We start from the raw sequence: 20,945 nt of genomic DNA on the forward strand, positions 1-20,945 counted from the left end.
TTCGCTTATACTACGCAAGTTTTTTACGCTAACAACATAGGAAAAATTATGGGTTTCTTAACAGGTAAACGCATTTTAGTCACAGGTCTTGCAAGCAATCGTTCCATCGCTTACGGGATCGCAAAATCAATGAAAGAACAAGGCGCAGAACTTGCTTTCACTTATTTAAACGAAAAATTACAACCGCGTGTAGAAGAATTTGCCAAAGAATTTGGTTCTGACATCGTGCTTCCTTTAGATGTGGCAACTGATGAAAGCATTCAAAATTGCTTCGCAGAATTAAGCAAACGTTGGGAAAAATTTGATGGTTTTGTTCACGCAATCGCATTTGCACCGGGCGATCAACTAGACGGCGATTACGTCAATGCCGCAACCCGTGAGGGCTACCGCATCGCACACGACATCAGTGCATACAGCTTCGTCGCAATGGCACAAGCGGCACGCCCTTATTTAAACCCAAATTCAGCATTATTAACCCTTTCTTACTTAGGTGCAGAACGTGCAATTCCTAATTACAACGTAATGTGCCTCGCAAAAGCCTCTCTTGAAGCCGCAACGCGCGTAATGGCAGCAGATCTAGGCAAAGAGGGCATTCGCGTAAACGCTATTTCAGCAGGCCCAATCCGCACTTTAGCTGCATCAGGCATTAAAAACTTCAAGAAAATGCTTTCTACCTTTGAGAAAACCGCTGCATTACGTCGCACTGTGACTATCGAAGATGTGGGTAACTCAGCGGCATTTTTATGCTCTGATTTAGCCTCTGGCATTACAGGCGAAATTGTTCACGTTGATGCAGGTTTCAGCATTACGGCAATGGGTGAATTAGGCGAAGAATAATTTTTCTTTCATTCATTTTAGGCAGGCTTTCAGTCTGCCTTTTCGCTTTTTTAAAATATAACTATGTTTCAAAATACCTATGTTTCAAGATAATCCTCTACTCGCACAACTTAAACAACAAATCCACGACAGCAAAGAACAGGTTGAGGGCGTGGTAAAAAGCACAGATAAAGCCTACGGCTTTTTAGAGTGCGATAAAAAAAACTATTTCATCGCACCGCCATCAATGAAAAAAGTGATGCACGGCGACAAAATCAAAGCCACCATTGAAAAACAAGGCGACAAAGAACAAGCCGAGCCAGAAGCCTTAATTGAGCCAATGCTCACACGTTTTATCGCAAAAGTGCGGTTCAATAAAGACAACAAATTACAAGTGCTGGTCGATCACCCAAGCATTAATCAGCCCATTGGCGCGCAACAGGCGAAATCCGTTAAAGAAGAACTGCAAGAGGGCGATTGGGTCGTCGCAAATTTAAAAACCCATCCATTGCGTGACGATCGCTTTTTCTACGCCACCATTAATCAATTTATTTGCCGAGCTGATGACGAATTTGCCCCTTGGTGGGTCACATTAGCACGTCACGAACAATCCCGCTATCCCGCGCAAGGCGTAGAACATTATGAAATGTTAGATCAAAAAACACGTGAAAATCTGACCGCACTTCATTTTGTAACCATTGATTCCGAAAGCACAATGGATATGGACGACGCTTTATATATCGAACCCATCACACAAAACAGCGTGCAAACAGGCTGGAAACTCGTGGTCGCCATTGCCGATCCCACCGCTTACATCGCCTTAGATTGCCAAATTGAACAAGAAGCGAAACAGCGTTGCTTCACAAATTATTTACCGGGCTTTAACATTCCAATGTTACCCCGTGAATTATCAGATGAATTATGCTCTTTAATCGCCAATGAAACCCGCCCCGCACTGGTTTGTTATATCGAAACCGATCTTGCAGGCAACATCACAGCCAAACCGCATTTTGTTTCCGCTTATGTGCAATCTAAAGCCAAACTGGTTTACAACAACGTCTCAGACTACTTAGACCAAACCCAAAACGTGTGGCAGCCAGAAACGCCAGAAATTGCACAACAAATTCATTGGTTACATCAATTTACCAAAGCACGCATACAATGGCGTAAAACCCATTCCTTACTCTTTAAAGAAAAGCCTGATTACGCCTTTGTGCTGGCAGAAAACGGCAAAGTGCAAGAAATCAAAGCAGAATATCGCCGCATTGCCAATCAAATTGTGGAAGAAGCAATGATTATCGCCAACATCTGTGCTGCCCAATTTTTACACGAACAGGCAAAAACAGGCATTTTCAACACCCACAGCGGTTTTGATAAAAAATACTTAGAAAATGCGCACAATTTCTTAATGGCAAATTTAGCCAATGAACAAAATCAAGCAGAACTGGCAGAACGTTATTCAGTAGAAAACTTAGCAACATTAAACGGCTATTGCCAAATGCGCCACGACATCGACCATCTAGAAAGTGATTATGTAGCCCTACGCCTACGCCGTTATTTAACCTTCTCCGAATTTAAATCAGAATTAGCACCGCACTTCGGGCTGGGGCTAGAGGGCTATGCCACTTGGACATCCCCAATTCGTAAATATTCTGACATGGTTAATCATCGCTTAATCAAAGCCGTGCTGGCAAAACAGCCTTGCGAAAAACCACAAAATGAAGTTTTAGCACGTTTGCAAGAAGCACGCCGCCAAAATCGCCTCGTCGAACGTGATATTGCCGATTGGCTATATTGCCGTTATCTTTCGCCGAAAGTGGCTGAAAATGTGGAATTTAATGCAGAAGTGCAAGATGTAATGCGGGCAGGCTTACGCGTACAACTGCTCGAAAATGGTGCATCGCTATTCATTCCTGCTGCCACCTTGCACAACAACAAAGAAGAAATACAACTAAACCCTGATGAACTCGCTCTTTACATAAAAGGCGACCGCACTTATAAAATCGGCGACATGGTAAAAGTGAAACTCACAGAAGTGAAAGAAACCACACGCAGCATTGTCGGCGAAATCGTTCAATAAATTGCCGTTCCCTTTTGCCTAAAACCTGCTTTCAATGCCAGAAAGCAGGTTTTTCTTTTAATTTTTACCGCACTTTTCAACAAAAAACACCTAAAATGAGTCATGATTAATCTTTTTTCTTGCTAAAAAGAAATAAAAGATAAATAAACCTAAACCTTATTTTAAATAAAAAATAAATTAACTTATCTGAAAAGATTTGATTTTTGTGTAAATATTTGTTTTTTTTATTTTTTTATTTTTTTTATTTTATTTTATTTTTTTTTTTTTTTTTTTTTTTTTTTTTTTTTGAGGCTAAATTTTTCGCAAAATATCACTTTTTTATTCTCCAAATATAGAATAGAATGTGCGCGATTTCACTAAGAAAAGTATATTTATCATTAATTTTATTAAATATAAGGTAAATAAAAATGAACAAAATTTTTAACGTTATTTGGAATGTTGTGACTCAAACTTGGGTTGTCGTATCTGAACTCACTCGCACCCACACCAAATGCGCCTCCGCCACCGTGGCAGTTGCCGTATTGGCAACCCTGTTGTCCGCAACGGCTGAAGCGAACGATACTTTAACGATTGGCGGAAATACACCTGCTACGGGTGGTACTGCAACGCCAAAAGTAAATGTCACTAGCACGGCAAATGGCTTGAATTTTGCACAAGAGGGTAAAACAGGTAAGGAAGCTTACGTTCATTTAAATGGCATTGGCTCTACCTTGGCTGATACTATCACGGGTACAACAAAAACTGCAACTAACGGTGTGGCTGTTGAAAATCATAATCGTGCTGCGAGTGTAGCTGATGTGTTGAATGCAGGTTGGAACATTAAGGGGGTTAAACCTAACGAGACAACTTCTGATAATGTTGATTTTGTCCGTACTTACGACACGGTTGAGTTTTTAAGTGCAAATCCAGAAACCACGACTGTTACTGTAGAAAGTAAAGATAGCGGAGTTAGAACTGAAGTTAAAATCGGTGCGAAGACTTCTGTTATCAAAGAAAAGGACGGTAAGTTGGTTACTGGTAAAGAAAAAGGCGAGAATGGTTCTTCTACAGACGAGGGCAAAGGCTTAGTTACTGCAAAAGAAGTGATTGATGCTGTGAACAATGCTGGTTGGAGAATTAAAACAACAGCTAATGGTCAAGCTGATAAGTTTGAAACTGTCACATCAGGCACGAATGTAACCTTTGCTGATGGTAATGGTACAACTGCGGAAGTGACCAAAGATAACAATGGCATTACTGTTAAATATAATGCAAAAGTTGGCGATGGCTTGAAGATTGATAACATTAGCAAAAAAATCGTTGCAGATACGACCGCACTTACTGTGAATGATGGTAAGGACGTTAATAATCCGAAAGGTAAAGTTAAAGAGCTTGCTTCTGATGACGAGAAGAAAAAACTTGTTAAGGCAGGCGATTTAGTTGATGCGTTAAATAAATTAAGTTGGACTGCAAAAGCTGATAAAGAAGACGGCGGCGAGGTAGATAATACAAAAGCTGCAAACGGTCAAGAAGTCAAAGCGGGCGAAACGGTAACCTTTAAAGCGGGCAAGAACTTAAAAGTGAAACAAGATGGTGCGGACTTTACTTATTCACTGAAAGATACTTTAACGGGCTTAACGAGCATTACTTTAAATGACGCTACAGCTAATGGCGGAAATGGTGCGAAAACCGAAATTACCAAAGACGGCTTAACCATCACGCCAGCAACTAACGCAGGTGTAACAGCTAAAGAAGAAGATAAAATCAGCGTAACCAAAGATGGCATTAAAGCGGGTGGTAAAGAAATTACCAATGTTGCGAGTGCTTTAAAAACTTATGGGCAAGCTAATGCACAAGCTCAACCTCAGCCTGCAGATAACACTGTTGATAAAGCTAAACAAAATTTAGTTGATTTGAGTAGCGTTACAACACCTGCAGTAGGTGGTGCTACAACAAATGACGAGCTAGCTAAAAAAGCTGCCACTGTAGGCGACTTGGCAGGCTTGGGCTGGGTGCTTTCAGCTGATAAAACCACGAAAGATGGCGGCGGTGTTGAAGATAAGGCATTCCACGCAGCGGTTAAAAACGCCAATGAAGTTGAGTTCAAAGGTAAGGGTGCGGCGACTGTATCTGCGAAATCTGATAACAACGGAAAATATACTGTAACTGTTGATGTAGCAGAAACCCAAGTTGGCGACGGTCTTGAGAAAGCTGATGGCAAGATTAAACTCAAAGCAAGCACGGATACCAATAATGTTTTAACGGTTAATGGTAACGGTGCGTCTGTTACTAAAGGTAGCTTTGAAACTGTGCAGACTGATGCAACTGCAGCTGCAGGTCAAGCTGCAGATGCCAACCGCGGTAAAGTAGTTGTAACTGGTGTGACAAATGGCACACCAACTGATGATGACAAGAAAAAAGTCGCGACAGTTGTTGATGTAGCTAAAGCGATTAACGACGCCGCAACTTTCGTGAAAGTGGAAAATGACGACACTGAAATTAATGATAAACCAACAGATGATGGTAAAAATGATGCTCTCAAGGCAGGCGACACCTTAACCTTGAAAGCAGGTAAAAACTTAAGAGTTAAACGTGACGGTAGTAACGTAACCTTTGCTTTAGCGAAAGACCTTGATGTGAAAACTGCGACTGTGAGTGATACCTTAACGATTGGTGGGGGTATGCCTGCTGCAGGCGGTGCTGCAACACCAAAAGTGAATGTGACTAGCACGGCTGACGGCTTGAAGTTCACTAAAGAGCCTGCGGGTGCTAATGGCGATACTACGGTTCACTTGACTAATATTGCCTCAACCTTGGCTGATCATCGTATAGGTAATACAGCTCATCTGGATAACCAAGTTGATGACGCTCATCGTAATCGTGCAGCGACTGTTGGCGACGTGTTGAGTAGTGGTTGGAATATTAAAGGTGCTAAGACTGCAGGTGGTACTGTTGAGAATATTGATTTTGTTGCAACCTACGATACGGTAGATTTTGTAGATGATGGCAAAACAACGACTGTAACGGTAACTCAAAAAACTGACAAGAAAGGTGCCGAAGTTAAAATTGGTGCGAAGACTTCTGTTATCGCTGAAAAAGATGGTAAGTTGCTTACTGGAAAAGATAACAAAGCAAATGGTGGTACAAACACCACTCCTGCAACTGATGATACGGATGATGGCAAAGGCTTAGTGACTGCAGAGACTGTGATTGAAGCAGTGAACAAAGCTGGTTGGAGAGTTAAAACAACAGCAACTCCTCAAAATGGAGATGGTTTTGAAACTGTCGCATCAGGCACAAATGTAACCTTTGCTAGTGGTAATGGTACAACTGCGATTGTAACTAAAGATATCAACGGTATTACCGTTAAGTATGAAGCGAAAGTTGGAGATGGCTTGAAACTAGACGGCGATAAAATCGCTGCAGATACGACCGCACTTACTGTAGAAAACGGTAAGGTAAAAACCCCTGATACAACTAATGGTGGTAATGGTAATAAGCTTGTTAATGCAAGTGGTTTAGCGGAAGCGTTAAATAAATTAAGTTGGACTGCAAAAGCTGAAGCAGATACTGCTAATGGCGGAGAGCTTGATGGACAAGCGACAGATAAAGAAGTCAAAGCGGGCGACAAAGTAACCTTTAAAGCGGGTAAGAACTTAAAAGTGAAACAAGAGGGTGCGAACTTTACTTATTCACTGAAAGATACACTTAGTGATTTAACAAGTATTACTTTAGGTAAAACGGGAGCTGGTGCAAACGGTGCAAGCACTAAGATTACCAATGAGGGCTTAACCATCACGCCAAATGGCGGTACGACAGGTGCTGACACTGCAAACACCATTAGCGTAACCAAAGATGGCATTAAAGCGGGTAATAAAGCTATTACTAATGTTACAAGTGGTTTAAGAGCTTATGATGATAAGAATTTTGATCTTAACAATAACTCTATAACTGATTTAAATAGACACTTTGAAGATGCTTATAAAGGTTTATTAAATCTAAATGAAAAAGGTGCGGATCAACAGCTGTTGGTGGCTGACAGCACTGCAGCAACTGTGGGCGATTTGCGTAAATTGGGTTGGGTAGTATCAACCAAAAACGGTACTGACGAGGAAAGCTATAAAGTTAAACAAGCTGATGAAGTTCTCTTTACTGGATCTGGTGCTGCAACTGTTACTTCTGCTTCTGAAAATGGTAAACATACGATTACTGTTAGTGTGGCTGAAACCAAAGCAGATAGCGGTCTTGAAAAAAATGGCGATACTATTAAGCTCAAAGTGGATAAAAGCACTAATAATGTTTTAACTGTTAGTGAAAACGGCACAGCGGTAACTAAAGGCGAATTTAATACAGTGGATACTTCAGTTCCTGCTGATGATGCAACTACTGAAACTAAAAATAATCGTGGTAAGGTTACTGTAAAAGATGCTGATAAGGCAGATAAATCAGTTGCAACTGTAAAAGATGTTGCAACAGCAATTAACAGTGCGGCAACCTTTGTGAAAACAGCGAATTTAGATACCGCACTTAATGAAGCTGATGCGACAGATAAGGGAGATGATGCACTTAAAGCAGGCGACACCTTAACCTTTAACGCGGGTAAAAACCTGAAAGTTAAACGTGATGGAAAAAATATTACCTTTGACTTGGCAAAAAACCTTGAAGCGAAAACCGCGACCTTTAGTGATAAGTTGTCGATTGGTTCTGGTGCGAATGCAGTTGATATTACGAATGAAAATGGCGGATTGAAGTTGGCGAAAGGTGCTGCTGATATTCAATTACGAGGTATTGGTTCAACCTTAACTGACACTATCACAGGCACAACAACAAAAGCTGAAAATGGTGTAGATGTTAAAAATCATAACCTTGCAGCAAGTGTGAAAGATGTGTTGAGTGCTGGTTGGAATATTAAGGGTGTTACAACTGGTTCCGCAACAGGTAAGTCAGAAAATGTTGATTTTGTCCGTACTTACGACACAGTTGAGTTCTTGAGTGCGAGTGCAGATACAACAACAGTGACTGTAGATAGTAAAGATAATGGAAAAACCACTAAAGTTAAAATCGGTACGAAGACTTCTGTTATTGCTGAAAAAGACGGTAAGTTAGTTACTGGTAAAGGTAACAAAGATGCAGGTGGCACAAATGCCAATACAGCTGATGATACAGATGCAGGTAAAGGCTTAGTGACTGCAGAGACTGTGATTGAAGCAGTGAACAAGGCTGGTTGGAAAGTCACTGGCGAGGGTACAACTGTTGGTAATAATGAAACTGCATTAACCAAAGACAACGCCCAAACCGTTACATCAGGCACAAGCGTGAACTTCAAGAACGGTAAGACAACTACTGCGACTGTAAGTAAAGATGATCAAGGTAACATTACGGTTAAGTATGATGTAAATGTTGGCGAAGTCTTGAAAGACAATGAATTCCGCGCACCAGATAACACAAAACTTGTGAAGATCGGCGATGAATACTTCAGTGAGGAAGATATTGATCCTGCGACAGGTAAACCAAAAGAAACTAATGGTAAGAAAGTTGCTGCTAAATATAAAACAGTGGGTAATGAAGTCTTTGCCGTTAATACTGATGGAACTACCACTATGGGCAATGCCGTTACTTTAACTAACCAAAATCAAGGTGTGGTTACAGGTAAACAGGTGGCAGAAGCCATTGCGAAGTCTGGTTGGAATTTAGGTTTGGCGAATGCTGATCAAGCTGTTTCTGCCTTTACGACTGGTGGCAAAGCCTTATCAGATGTTATGCTTGAGCGTGTTAATGCAAATGATAATGTGCGTTTTGCAAATGGTAAAAATACCGTAGTGAAAGCGGCTGTAGTGGAAGATGTGGATAAAGATGGTAATAAAGTTACCAATACTTATGTCCGCACCGATGTAACAGGTTTGCCTGTTCAATACACAACAGAAAATGGCAAAGCGGTAAGTAAAGTGGGGGATAAATACTACACTTTAGATGATAAAGGCGAGCCGTCAGCAACTGCATTGACTGATGAACAAGTTGGTAAATTAAGTGTGAATTTGGTAAGCCCAACTGCAGATAGCAATAAGCCAACGGCTTTAGGCAATCTTGCAAATGGTGCGAAAACCTTTGCCGCTCCAACAGTAGATGGTAAGGAATTAGCATTAGCAAATGATGGCAAGTATTATCCGAAAGATACATTGGGGGCAAATAATGCCGCACCAACGGATGGTACAGCTTCTGTTAAAGTAGCCAACCCAGGCAAGGCAGGATTGGCAGACTTGGCAAATTCAACATCAAGCAATGCGGCAACTGTGGGCGATTTGAAAAACTTGGGCTGGCAGATTTCTGTAGGCGATGGCTACAATGACCAAGTGAGAAATGCCGATAAGGTTAATTTCAAAGGTAGTAACGGTATTAGCGTTTCTGGTAAAACACTAGATGGCGGTAGGCGTGAAATTACTTTTGAATTGGCTAAAGGCGAAGTGGTTAAATCGAATGAATTTACCGTCAAAGAAACCAATGGAAAGGAAACGAGCCTGGTTAAAGTTGGCGATAAGTATTACAGCAAAGAGGATATTGACTTAACAACTGGTAAACCGATGGCAGGTAAAACTGAAAAATATAAGGTTGAAAACGGCAAAGTCGTTTCTGCTGACGGCAGCAGCAATACCGATGTTACCCTAACCAACAAAGGTTCTGGCTATGTAACAGGTAACCAAGTGGCAGATGCGATTGCGAAATCAGGCTTTGAGCTTGGTTTGTCAAATGAAACAGAAGCGAAAGCAGCGTTTGGCGATAAAGAAAAAGCCTTGTCTGATACTAAACTGGAAACTGTAAATGCCCACGACAAAGTCCGTTTTGCTAATGGTTTAAATACCAAAGTGAGCGCGGCAACGATGGAAAGCACCGATGCAAACGGCGATAAAGTGACCACAACCTTTGTGAAAACCGATGTGGAATTGCCTTTAACGCAAATCTACAATACCGATGCAAACGGTAAGAAAATCACTAAAGTTGTCAAAGATGGTCAAACTAAATGGTATGAACTGAATGCTGATGGTACGGCGAGTAACAAAGAAGTGACACTTGGTAACGTGGATGCAAACGGTAAGAAAGTTGTGAAAGTAACCGAAAATGGTGCGGATAAGTGGTATTACACCAATGCTGACGGTGCTGCGGATAAAACCAAAGGCGAAGTGAGCAATGATAAAGTTTCTACCGATGAAAAACACGTTGTCCGCCTTGATCCGAACAATCAATCGAACGGCAAAGGCGTGGTCATTGACAATGTGGCTAATGGCGATATTTCTGCCACTTCCACCGATGCGATTAACGGAAGCCAGTTGTATGCTGTGGCAAAAGGGGTAACAAACCTTGCTGGACAAGTGAATAATCTTGAGGGCAAAGTGAATAAAGTGGGCAAACGTGCAGATGCAGGTACAGCAAGTGCATTAGCGGCTTCACAGTTACCACAAGCCACTATGCCAGGTAAATCAATGGTTGCTATTGCGGGAAGTAGTTATCAAGGTCAAAATGGTTTAGCTATCGGGGTATCAAGAATTTCCGATAATGGCAAAGTGATTATTCGCTTGTCAGGCACAACCAATAGTCAAGGTAAAACAGGCGTTGCAGCAGGTGTTGGTTACCAGTGGTAAAGTTTGGATTATCTCTCTTAAAAAGCGGCATTTGCCGCTTTTTTTATGGGTGGCTATTATGTATCGTTTCAACCAAATGAATTTGTGTTAAATTTCCTTTTGATGGTTAAAGTGCGGTGTTTTTAAATTGAATTAAAAGATGAAAATAAAGACTTGACAAAACCTATAAATATCCTTTAAAAGAGATCTGTAACAAAAAAATAACAAATTACATAACATCATATAAAGGGTATATTATGAATATCGTTCCGATCAGTGAGTCGGCGGTGGTTTGCTCTTTGCCACCCCCAGCTTCCATTCAACAACAACGCCAATTATGGGCGTTGGCTCGTCAATTGCAATCAGAACAAGATATTGTAGAAGTTGTCTTGGGAATGAATAATCTTACGGTTTTTACCGATTTTTTCGTAGATTTTAAGCCGCTTGTGCAACGTTTAGAACAACTTTGGGCTGAATTGAAAGTATCGGATTTTCAAGGACGCCATATTGAAATTCCTGTTATTTATGGGGGAGAGCGAGGTCAGGATTTATCTGATGTAGCGAAATTTCATCAGACAACACCAGAGCGGATTATTCAGATGCACAGTGAGCCTATTTATACTGTGTATATGATTGGTTTCCAAGCAGGCTTTCCTTATTTGGGTGGTTTACCTGAAAACTTACACACGCCACGCCGTGCCACGCCAAGAACGGTTGTTCCTGCTGGTTCTGTTGGTATTGGTGGTGTGCAAACGGGGATTTATCCTTTTTCTTCGCCAGGTGGGTGGCAGTTGATCGGTTATACTAAGCAAGCACTTTTTGATAAAAATCAAGTGCAACCAACCTTATTACAAGCTGGCGATACTGTGAAATTTATTGTGGAGGGGATTGAACTATGATTGATGTGCTTGATGTGCAATCCCGTGCGACTATTCAAGATTTAGGACGTTTTGGTTTACGCCGATTTGGTATTAGCCATTGTGGGGCAATGGATAAATTAGCCTTACGTGCAGGCAATATTTTATTGGGCAATGCAGAGAATGTTCCTGTTATTGAAGTGCCTTTAGGCGGCATTACATTGCAATTTCAGCAAGATATGAATTTTTGTGTGACTGGTGCTTTTTATGAAATGACGTTAGATGATAAGCCTGTTTTTGCTTATTGGCGTTATCAAGCACGTGCCGGTCAAATATTAAAAATGACTCGTGCAAAAATTGGAATGTATGGTTATTTATGTGTTCAAGGCGGTTTTGTTTTGCCTCAAGCATTGAATTCTTGTAGTACGGATTTGAGAGCGAAAATAGGGGGTATTGAGGGACGTTGTTTGCAGACAGGCGATCAGCTACAAACGGCAAATGATCATATTTTGCGTAGCGAAATTGGTGTTGCGCCCATTCCGCTTAGTGATGTTATTCGTGCTTTGCCATCTTCTGAATATCAGGCGTTTAAACGAAAATCCCAGTATTATTGGTGGCGAAATGAATGGACGTTGCAAAGTAATAGTGATCGTATGGGGTATCGTTTTCAAGGTCAGACATTAGAATTAAAGCAGCCGTTGGAAATGCTATCTCACGCCATTCAGTTTGGTAGTGTGCAAGTTCCACCAAGTGGTCAGCCTATTATTTTGATGGCGGATGCACAAACCACAGGCGGTTATCCTAAAATTGCTAATGTGATTGATGCCGATCTTGGGGCTTTGGCACAGGTGCGTTTAGGTTCAACGATTAAATTTGAAGCGGTTAGCTTACAAGAGGCGGCTAAATTACGCCGTAAAAATGAAATATACCTTGATCAAATTAGGAGAATTGTTGATGAAAAAAATTGATTTAAATGCAGATATTGCAGAGGGTTTTCCTTTTGATGAAAGTTTGTTGCAGTTGCTTTCTTCTGCAAATATTGCCTGTGGCTTACACGCTGGGGGCGCAAAGGAAATGCAAAGTGCGGTCAAATTTGCGAAAGAAAATAAGGTGCGTATTGGTGCGCACCCTAGTTTTCCTGATCGAGAAAATTTTGGTCGTACGGCAATGGCGTTGTCTTCACAGGAATTAATCGCACATTTGCGTTATCAATTAGGCGCCTTAAAAGCAATTTGTGATGGCGAGGGGGCGGTAATTAGTTATGTTAAGCCTCACGGTGCGTTATATAACCAAGCGGCAAAAGATGAAAAAATAGCGCGTGTAATTGCACAAACTGTTTATCAATTTGATCCGAATTTGAAATTAATGGGGTTAGCGGGTAGTTTAATGTTGCGTATCGCAGAGGAAGAAGGGCTGCAAACTATTTCTGAAGTGTTTGCCGATCGACATTATATGCCTGATGGGAGTTTAGTGCCTCGTTCTCAACCAAATGCAATGGTAAAATCTGATAAGGAAGCTATTCAACAAGTGTTACAAATGGTAACAAAGGGGCAAGTCAATGCCATTGATGGAAGCCTCGTGCCTGTAAAAGCAGAAAGTATTTGCTTACACGGCGATAATCAACATTCTTTGCAATTTGCTAAACGCATTGTGGAAGAATTAGAAAAAAATCATATCAAAATAACGGCATAAGCCGAATAAACACATAACATCAACTTAACAATGGAGGTGCTTTATGGCATCAATTACTCACAGACGAAATGCGGTTTTAGGGGCGGCTTTCTTAATGGCGACATCCGCCATTGGGCCCGGGTTTTTAACTCAAACCGCAACCTTTACAAATACTTTATTAGCGAGTTTTGGCTTTGTTATTTTATTATCAATTTTGTTAGATATTGGTGCTCAACTTAATATTTGGCGAATTGTTATTGTGTCTGGCAAACGCGCGCAAGATATTTCTAATGCGGTTTTTCCGAAAGCAGGGTATTTTCTTGCTGCGCTGATTGTGATGGGCGGACTGGCTTTTAACATTGGTAATGTTGGCGGTGCGGGGCTTGGTTTAAATTCTATTTTTGGCATAGCACCAGAAATAGGTGCAGTGATTAGCGGTATTATTGCTATTTTGATTTTTTTGCGTAAAGAAGCGGGCTTATTAATGGATCGTTTTGCACAATTAATGGGCTTTATTATGGTCGCACTCACGTTTTATGTAATGTTTAAAACTGAACCGCCTGTGGCTGAAGCGGCATATCATTCCTTTATTCCAGAACAAATTGATCCCATTGCTATTGTCACATTAGTGGGGGGAACCGTAGGTGGTTATATTACTTTTGCAGGCGCGCATCGCTTATTAGATGCTGGCATTCAAGGCGAAAAAGCAATAGCTGAAGTGAGCCGTAGTTCTGTTTCAGCCATTTTAATTGCTTCAACGATGCGTATTGTATTATTTCTTGCGGTACTTGGCGTGGTGTCAAAAGGTGTGTCTCTTAATCCTAAAAATCCAGCTGAAACGCCTTTTGAATATGTAGCAGGCAATTTTGGTCAAGTGTTATTTGGGGTAGTTATTTGGGCAGCGTCTATTACATCGGTTATTGGTGCGGCTTATACTTCAGTTTCTTTCTTAACGACCCTTTGTCCAACTATTGAACGCAATCGTAATCGTTGGATTATTGCCTTTATTGTGATTTCTACCGTTGTTTTAGTCACAGTGGGAAAACCTGCTGCGGTATTAGTTTTTGTGGGAACATTAAATGGCTTAATACTGCCGATTGCATTGGCATTAATTTTGTTAGCCGCTTATCGAAGCGATATTGTTGGCACTTATAAACACCCTGTTTTTTTAGCTTTTTCAGGCTGGTTTGTTGTGATTATTATGGCAATATTAAGTGGAAAAACGATTATTTCTTATATTTCTAGTTTTTTTAGCTAACTACTATTTTTGTGAAAGGATCTGCATTTCAAAGTGATGTTAAATAATCAATCATTGAAATGCAGATTTTATTTTATGATTTATTTTTTGCCTAATTGTGGCAATACGGAATCTTTAACTGCGTTTAATAAACCTGTTTGCGCATAGATACCAAGTTTACCTCGGGTATCAGACACATCTAAATTACGCATTGTTAATTGACCGATACGATCAATAGGATCAAATGGCGCATCTTCCACTTTTTCCATACTTAAACGCTCTGCTTCGTAGGTTAAGTTTGCTGATTCGGTATTTAAGATAGTTAAGTCGTTACCACGACGAAGTTCAAGGGTTACTGTGCCTGTAATTGCTTTTGCCACCCAACGTTGAGCTGTTTCACGCAGCATTAATGCTTGCGGATCAAACCAACGACCTTGATATAATAAACGACCTAAACGGATGCCATTAATACGATATTGTTCGATGGTATCTTCATTGTGAATACCTGTGACTAAACGTTCGTAAGCAATATGCAATAATGCCATCCCCGGTGCTTCATAAATACCACGAGATTTGGCTTCAATAATACGGTTTTCGATTTGGTCAGACATTCCTAAACCGTGACGCCCACCAATACGATTGGCTTCTAGAATAATATCAACTGCATTATCAAAATATTTGCCGTTTAATGCCACAGGGACGCCTTCTTCAAAAGTAACTGTGACTGTTTCAGGTTTAATTTCTACCTTTTCATCCCAAAATGCGACCCCCATAATTGGTTTCACAATTTTCATTCCTGTGCTTAATTGTTCTAAGTCTTTTGCTTCGTGGGTTGCACCGAGCATATTGGAATCAGTGGAATAGGCTTTTTCAACAGACATTTTGTAGTCAAAACCATTTTCAATAAGGAATTGAGACATTTCTAAACGACCGCCAAGTTCTTCAATAAATTGTGCATCCAACCAAGGTTTATAGATTTTTAAATTCGGGTTCGTTAATAAACCATAACGATAGAAACGCTCAATATCATTCCCTTTGAAAGTTGAGCCGTCGCCCCAAATGTTTACATCATCTTCTTTCATTGCTGCAACGAGCATTGTGCCTGTTACTGCGCGACCAAGCGGTGTGGTGTTAAAGTAGGGAATGCCGCCTGTCGAAATATGGAATGCGCCACATTGAATTGCGGCAATACCCTCGTGAGCAAGTTGTGCACGGCAATCAATTAAGCGCGCATTTTCTGCACCATACGCCATTGCTTTTTTAGGGATTGCGTTGTAATCGTCTTCATCGGGTTGCCCTAAATTGGCAGTGTAGGCATAAGGTACAGCACCTTTTTGACGCATCCAAAGTAATGCTGCACTGGTATCTAAGCCGCCAGAGAAAGCGATTCCCACTTTTTGACCTTTAGGTAAGCTCTGTAAAATAGTATTTGACATATATTTTCCTTACTAATAATTAGGATTGAATAAATAATCGATTTTTGTGAATAAAAAATCGATAAAATATAACCGCACTTTTCCTGTTTGTCTAGTATTTTATGCATTAAGGCTAAAAATCTTTATTTGTAATAATGCATAAAAATCCCTGCTGTAAAAAGCAGGGATTTTGATCTCTATTTTGTTAATAAATCCAGTGCTTCTTGATATTTATCAACGGTTTTCTGAATAATATTTTCTGGCACTTTTGGTGCGGGGGCTTGTTTATTCCAGCCGCTATTTTCTAACCAATCGCGTACAAATTGTTTATCGAATGATGGAGGATTTGTTCCTGCTTGGTAAGTATCCACAGACCAAAAACGGCTAGAATCTGGCGTTAATACTTCGTCCATTAAAGTGAGCGTGCCATTTTCATCTAAACCAAATTCAAATTTTGTGTCGCAAATAATAATTCCTTTAGTCAGTGCATATTCTGCAGCCGTGGTATAAAGTGCAATAGCTTTTTCTTTTACTTGTGCGGCTAAATCAGAGCCGATAAGTTTTTCACATTCTGTATAGCTGATATTTATATCGTGATTACCAACTTCTTCTTTGCTTGATGGTGTGAAAATAGCTTCGGGTAATTTGCTGGCCTCAACTAAGTTTTCAGGTAATTTTAAACCGCAAATCGTGCCTGTTTGTTTGTAATCTTTTAAACCACTGCCAGTTAAATAGCCACGTACAATAGATTCAATTTTAATCGGGGTTAAACGTTTACACACGACGGCACGATCTTTGATTAAATCCGCTTCTTCTTTGGGTAGTACATCATAAACGCTGTCGCCAGTGAAATGATTGGGCATAATGTGAGCAAGTTTATTAAACCAAAAATTGGAAATTTGCGTGAGAATTTCGCCTTTTCGTGGAATGGGATCATCTAAAATAACATCAAAGGCAGATAAGCGATCAGAAGCAACCATTAGCATGCGTTTATCATCGATTTCATAGAGATCACGTACTTTACCTGAATAGATTTTTTTTAGACTTAGCGTGAGGGATTGTTGTGTCATCCTTTTGCACCTGTATGAAAAAAACTGGCGAATATTATACCGCACTTTTAACGCAAATAAAGCAAACGTTTGCTATTTTTAAAAAGAAATAAAAATTCCCTGAAATTTCAGGGGAAGTATAGGGGGTAAAATGTTTATTATTGGAAATTCAGTAAATCCTATTAATTATTGAGCGGGTGGATTGGGATTATCCAATACGTCCCACAGGCTTTCTTGTGGTGGTGTTTCTGTTTCAGTTGTTGGCGTGAGAGAGGGAGATGATATTTCTCCACAGAAATTCTGACCATTATTTAGCCAAACAGGAATTGTTCGATAACTCTCACAATCCCAGCCACCGTATTGATTTATCCCCACCCATTTCACTGTTGCAGGAGGCGTAATTGCTAATTTTTCAATATTCGTACGGTTTAAATAATCTTTATAAATTTGCAATGCGCCAGAAGCACCAGTCAGTTTTGTTTCGCCATTATCATCGCGACCAAGCCAAACTGTGCTGATATTTTTTCCGTCAATTCCCACAAACCACGTATCGCGAGCTTCATTGGTTGTGCCTGTTTTGCCTGCTAAATGTAAATCTGCGTAATCTTTTTGCAAACTACGTGCAGTGCCTCGTTCAACAGTTTGTTGCATTGCAAATAATGTTTGGAATGCCGCTTCTTGTGGCACCACTTGTTTTACGCTTTTATCGTGTTGAAAAATTAGGTTACCTTGACGATCAGTAATGCTATCTACGGTTGTGAGCGAAATTCGCCCCCCTTGATTGGCAATAGTTTGATAAAGTTTTGTGACATCATAAGGCGAGATGGTATAAGAACCGAGTAACATCGCAGGCACTTTAGGAATTTCTACATTATCCCAGCCCATCGCTTTTTGTGTGTCAATAACTTTACTCAAGCCGACTTTCATTCCAATATTCACTGTCGGAATATTTAAAGAACGGGCTAAGGCATCCATTAACATTACCGAACCGCTATATTTTTTGTCATAGTTGCGTGGCTGCCAAGGTGGGCTACCTTTAACATTAATCGTAATTGGCTGGTTATTAATTAGGGTATTTAAACGGAACTGTTCTGGATTAGAAAGTGCGGTCAAATAAATAGAAGGTTTTACTAAAGAACCAATCTGACGTTTTGCCATTAATGCACGATTAAAGCCTGCATATTGGGTTTGTAAACCGCCAACCACGGCACGAATTTCGCCTGTGCGATAATCCGTTATAATCATTGCACTTTCTAAATGGGGATTTTTCGTTTTCAGTTGTAATTGCGAAACGGTATTGACCACTGCATTTTCTGCTTGGGCTTGTTGTTTTAAATCCATTGTGGAAAAAATACGTGCGCCAAGTAAGCTCGACATTTTGTGTTCGCCCAGTTCACGGCGTAAATCTGCCTGTAAAGTTTGAATAAATGCAGGGTATTTACGCGAGATTTGCCCTTTCTTTTGCACACCTAAAGGTCGCTGACTTAATAATTGATAAAGTTCATCGCCGATCATTTTATGCTCAAGCATTAGCTTTAAAACAATGTTGCGACGTTCGAGGGCGTTTTGCGGATTTCGCCACGGATTATAAAGTGAAGGCCCTTTGACCATCCCCACTAAAAGGGCAATTTGATCTAAGCTAATTTCACGAATCGAACGACCAAAATAAAATTGGCTGGCTAATTCAAAACCGTGAATTTGCGTATCGCCATTTTGTCCGAGATAAATTTCATTGAGATAGGTTTCGAGAATGCGGTTTTTATCGTAACGCCAATCTAACACCAATGACATCAAGGCTTCGTTGGCTTTGCGTGTAATGGTGCGTTCACGTGATAAAAATAAATTTTTGACTAATTGTTGAGTGAGCGTACTGCCGCCCTGTACCGTTTGACCTGCACGAATATTGGCAATTAATGCGCGTAAAATCCCCACTGGATTAATGCCATTATGTTCATAAAAGCGGCGATCTTCCGTTAAAATTAATGTATCAATTAATAAACGGGGATAATTTTGTAAAGGAATAGCTAAACGATCTTCGTTGTCTGATTGCAACATCGCAATCAATTTTGGTGCAAGACGAAATTCATCAACAGTTTTGACTGTGACTAAATCTTCAATGAGAGATAACTTATTATTGCTAAAACGCAAACGTAAAACTCGTTGTGGTTCTGCTTTATCGGGGAAAGGAAAAGCACGGCGAAGCACTACAATGCTATCATCTTCTAACTTGAAATCGCCAGGGGCGGCAACCATTGTGGTTTGGCGATATTCGTTATCTAATAAAATTTGAATGACTTCATCAAAAGCGAGATTATCGGCAATTTTCACACTTTCTAATCGACTATAAACTTCCGCAGGCAAATGCCAAATTTGTCCATCCATTTTAGAACGAATTTGCCAATCGAGATAACCGCCGTAAAAAATCGTTAAGACAAGCACAGTGAAACTAAATTTCAGTAAAAAACCTTTAAAAGTGCGGTTATTTTTTGGCGTGTTTTTCGATGATTTTTTAGCGGAGTGTTGAGAAGTCATAGTGAGTTAAGCAATAAAATCAACATAAGATTGGAGAAAATGAATAAAATCTTGCGTACCGCAAAAAGCAAGGCTTTCTTCATCATAATAGTGGAAATCTTGTTCTAAAATTTCATCTGATTCAATGGCGAGATTGTTGGCGCGCACCATTACTTCATCAGCATTTAAAAATAACGTATATTCCGCACCGATTAAGATTTTTTCTTGATTTTCAATAAGTGATTTTGCAGAGGAAAGTGCGGTTAAAATCTTGTCTGAATTTGACCGCACTTCTGTATTGAACCAGTTAGCAAGGGCAATGTGTTCCATTGAACATTTTACGGATACATTGCCTTGATAATGTGTAAATTGGAAATCCATCTTAGATACTAAAGGATGAACCACAGCCACAAGTGCTGGTGGCATTTGGATTATTTACAGTAAAGCGTGAACCCTCTAAACCCTCAGTATAATCGACTGTACCGCCGATTAAATATTGTAAACTCATCGGGTCAATCACAAGTTGAACACCTGATTTTTCAATGGTTAAATCGCCGTCATTGACTTTTTCATCAAAGGTAAAACCATATTGGAAACCGCTGCACCCCCCCCCTGTGATATACACGCGTAATTTCAAATTAGTATTTTCTTCTTCGCTGATTAAACTTTTTACTTTATTTGCTGCTGCATCAGTAAATGTCAGTGGCACTGCAATATCATCTATCATAACTATTTCCTACTTTCCTAAAATTTCAATCCTGCCATTATCTAATAACCCTTTACTCCATTCAAGTGTAATCCAGTTTTTTCCTAGAAATCGTGCTATAATCTCGCAAAGTTTTTTTCAAAAAAGTGAGATAAAAATGGCTATTCCAATTAGAACTGAAAAAGAAATTGTAAAATTACGCGAGGCATGTAAATTGGCTTCCGATGTGCTTGTGATGATTGAACCTTACGTAAAAGCAGGCGTAACCACAGGCGAGCTTGATCGCATTTGTCACGAATATATGGTAAATGAACAAAAGGTTATTTCCGCCTGTTTGAATTATCACGGTTTCCCAAAGGCAACCTGTATTTCCATTAACGAAGTCGTTTGTCACGGTATTCCAAGTGACGATAAAGTGCTTAAAAATGGCGATATTGTGAATATTGATGTTACCGTAATTAAAGACGGTTATTTTGGCGATAACTCAAAAATGTATATCGTGGGCGGCGAAACGAATATTCGTAGTAAAAAGTTAGTGGAAGCCGCACAAGAGGCATTATATGTTGGGATACGCACTGTAAAACCCAATATTCGTTTAAATGAAATAGGTAAAGCCGTGCAAAAATATACGGAAAGCCAGACTTTCAGTGTTGTGCGTGAATATTGCGGACACGGCGTTGGTACAGAATTTCACTGCGAACCTCAAGTATTGCATTATTACGCAGATGATGGCGGTGTGATTTTAAAACCCGGAATGGTGTTTACCATTGAACCAATGATTAACGCAGGTAAAAAAGAAGTGCGTGTGATGGGAGATGGTTGGACAGTAAAAACCAAAGATCGTAGTCATTCAGCACAATATGAACATCAACTTGTTGTCACGGAAAGTGGTTGTGAAGTGATGACTATTCGTGATGAAGAAATTGCAGAAGGTCGAATTTCACGGATTATGATTAATATGTAATTGACATTAAATTGTAAGTAGGGGCGTAGATATACGCCCTTTTTGTT

General features: G+C 40.1%; 13 protein-coding genes. 8 read left to right on the plus strand and 5 right to left on the minus strand.

All coding sequences use genetic code 11. The features are described from left to right. Positions 1 to 48 precede the first annotated feature (48 nt). From ACPT8O_RS05200 to ACPT8O_RS05230, 7 genes are all read left to right on the plus strand, one after another. Complete coding sequence (locus ACPT8O_RS05200) at positions 49 to 837, plus strand: SDR family oxidoreductase (protein WP_005667099.1); 789 nt, start codon at positions 49 to 51, stop codon at positions 835 to 837. Positions 838 to 916: 79 nt separating this feature from the next. Further along, a complete protein-coding gene (gene rnb, locus ACPT8O_RS05205) occupies positions 917 to 2,896 on the plus strand; it encodes an exoribonuclease II (protein WP_021035418.1) in 1,980 nt (659 codons plus the stop codon). A 407-nt stretch (positions 2,897 to 3,303) separates the two neighbouring features. Beyond that, a complete protein-coding gene (locus ACPT8O_RS05210) occupies positions 3,304 to 10,509 on the plus strand; it encodes a YadA-like family protein (protein WP_061725117.1) in 7,206 nt (2,401 codons plus the stop codon). Between the two features lie 236 nt (positions 10,510 to 10,745). Beyond that, positions 10,746 to 11,387 carry a 5-oxoprolinase subunit PxpB gene (pxpB, locus tag ACPT8O_RS05215; protein WP_021035416.1) on the plus strand — a complete coding sequence of 214 codons (642 nt, stop codon included), beginning with the start codon at positions 10,746 to 10,748 and terminating at the stop codon, positions 11,385 to 11,387. After that, positions 11,384 to 12,313 (plus strand): 5-oxoprolinase/urea amidolyase family protein, encoded by a 930-nt coding sequence (locus tag ACPT8O_RS05220; RefSeq protein WP_021035415.1) that lies wholly within the window; start codon positions 11,384 to 11,386, stop codon positions 12,311 to 12,313. The genes pxpB and ACPT8O_RS05220 overlap by 4 nt, the downstream gene beginning before the upstream one ends. Beyond that, entirely contained in the window at positions 12,300 to 13,037 is a 738-nt protein-coding gene (pxpA, locus tag ACPT8O_RS05225) for a 5-oxoprolinase subunit PxpA (RefSeq protein ID WP_021035414.1), read from the plus strand. Before ACPT8O_RS05220 ends, pxpA begins: the two co-directional genes overlap by 14 nt. Positions 13,038 to 13,080: 43 nt before the next feature. Beyond that, entirely contained in the window at positions 13,081 to 14,274 is a 1,194-nt protein-coding gene (locus tag ACPT8O_RS05230; RefSeq protein ID WP_021035413.1) for an NRAMP family divalent metal transporter, read from the plus strand. Positions 14,275 to 14,354: 80 nt separating this feature from the next. Here ACPT8O_RS05230 and argG read toward each other — a convergent pair whose 3' ends face one another. From argG to erpA, 5 genes are all read right to left on the minus strand, one after another. Continuing rightward, positions 14,355 to 15,689, minus strand: coding sequence for an argininosuccinate synthase (gene argG, locus ACPT8O_RS05235; protein ID WP_021035412.1), 1,335 nt, complete (start codon positions 15,687 to 15,689; stop codon positions 14,355 to 14,357). 176 nt (positions 15,690 to 15,865) lie between these two features. Continuing rightward, the gene (locus ACPT8O_RS05240; protein WP_021035411.1) at positions 15,866 to 16,738 is read right to left on the minus strand and encodes a phosphoribosylaminoimidazolesuccinocarboxamide synthase; all 873 of its coding nucleotides are present in this window, start codon (positions 16,736 to 16,738) and stop codon (positions 15,866 to 15,868) included. Positions 16,739 to 16,903: 165 nt separating this feature from the next. Further along, on the minus strand, positions 16,904 to 19,249 hold the full coding sequence (mrcB, locus tag ACPT8O_RS05245; RefSeq protein WP_021035410.1) for a penicillin-binding protein 1B: 2,346 nt from the start codon (positions 19,247 to 19,249) through the stop codon (positions 16,904 to 16,906). Between the two features lie 6 nt (positions 19,250 to 19,255). Continuing rightward, on the minus strand, positions 19,256 to 19,609 hold the full coding sequence (locus tag ACPT8O_RS05250; protein ID WP_021035409.1) for a YacL family protein: 354 nt from the start codon (positions 19,607 to 19,609) through the stop codon (positions 19,256 to 19,258). A 1-nt stretch (position 19,610) separates the two neighbouring features. Beyond that, positions 19,611 to 19,955, minus strand: a complete 345-nt coding sequence (erpA, locus tag ACPT8O_RS05255; protein ID WP_021035408.1) for an iron-sulfur cluster insertion protein ErpA — start codon at positions 19,953 to 19,955, stop codon at positions 19,611 to 19,613. Positions 19,956 to 20,091: 136 nt separating this feature from the next. Here erpA and map point away from each other — a divergent pair, with 136 nt between their 5' ends. Further along, a complete protein-coding gene (gene map / locus ACPT8O_RS05260) occupies positions 20,092 to 20,898 on the plus strand; it encodes a type I methionyl aminopeptidase (protein WP_021035407.1) in 807 nt (268 codons plus the stop codon). Positions 20,899 to 20,945 lie beyond the last annotated feature (47 nt).

It is taken from the genome of Haemophilus sp. HN_Hi08, from assembly GCF_049824455.1.
Taxonomy (GTDB): domain Bacteria; phylum Pseudomonadota; class Gammaproteobacteria; order Enterobacterales; family Pasteurellaceae; genus Haemophilus; species Haemophilus influenzae_D.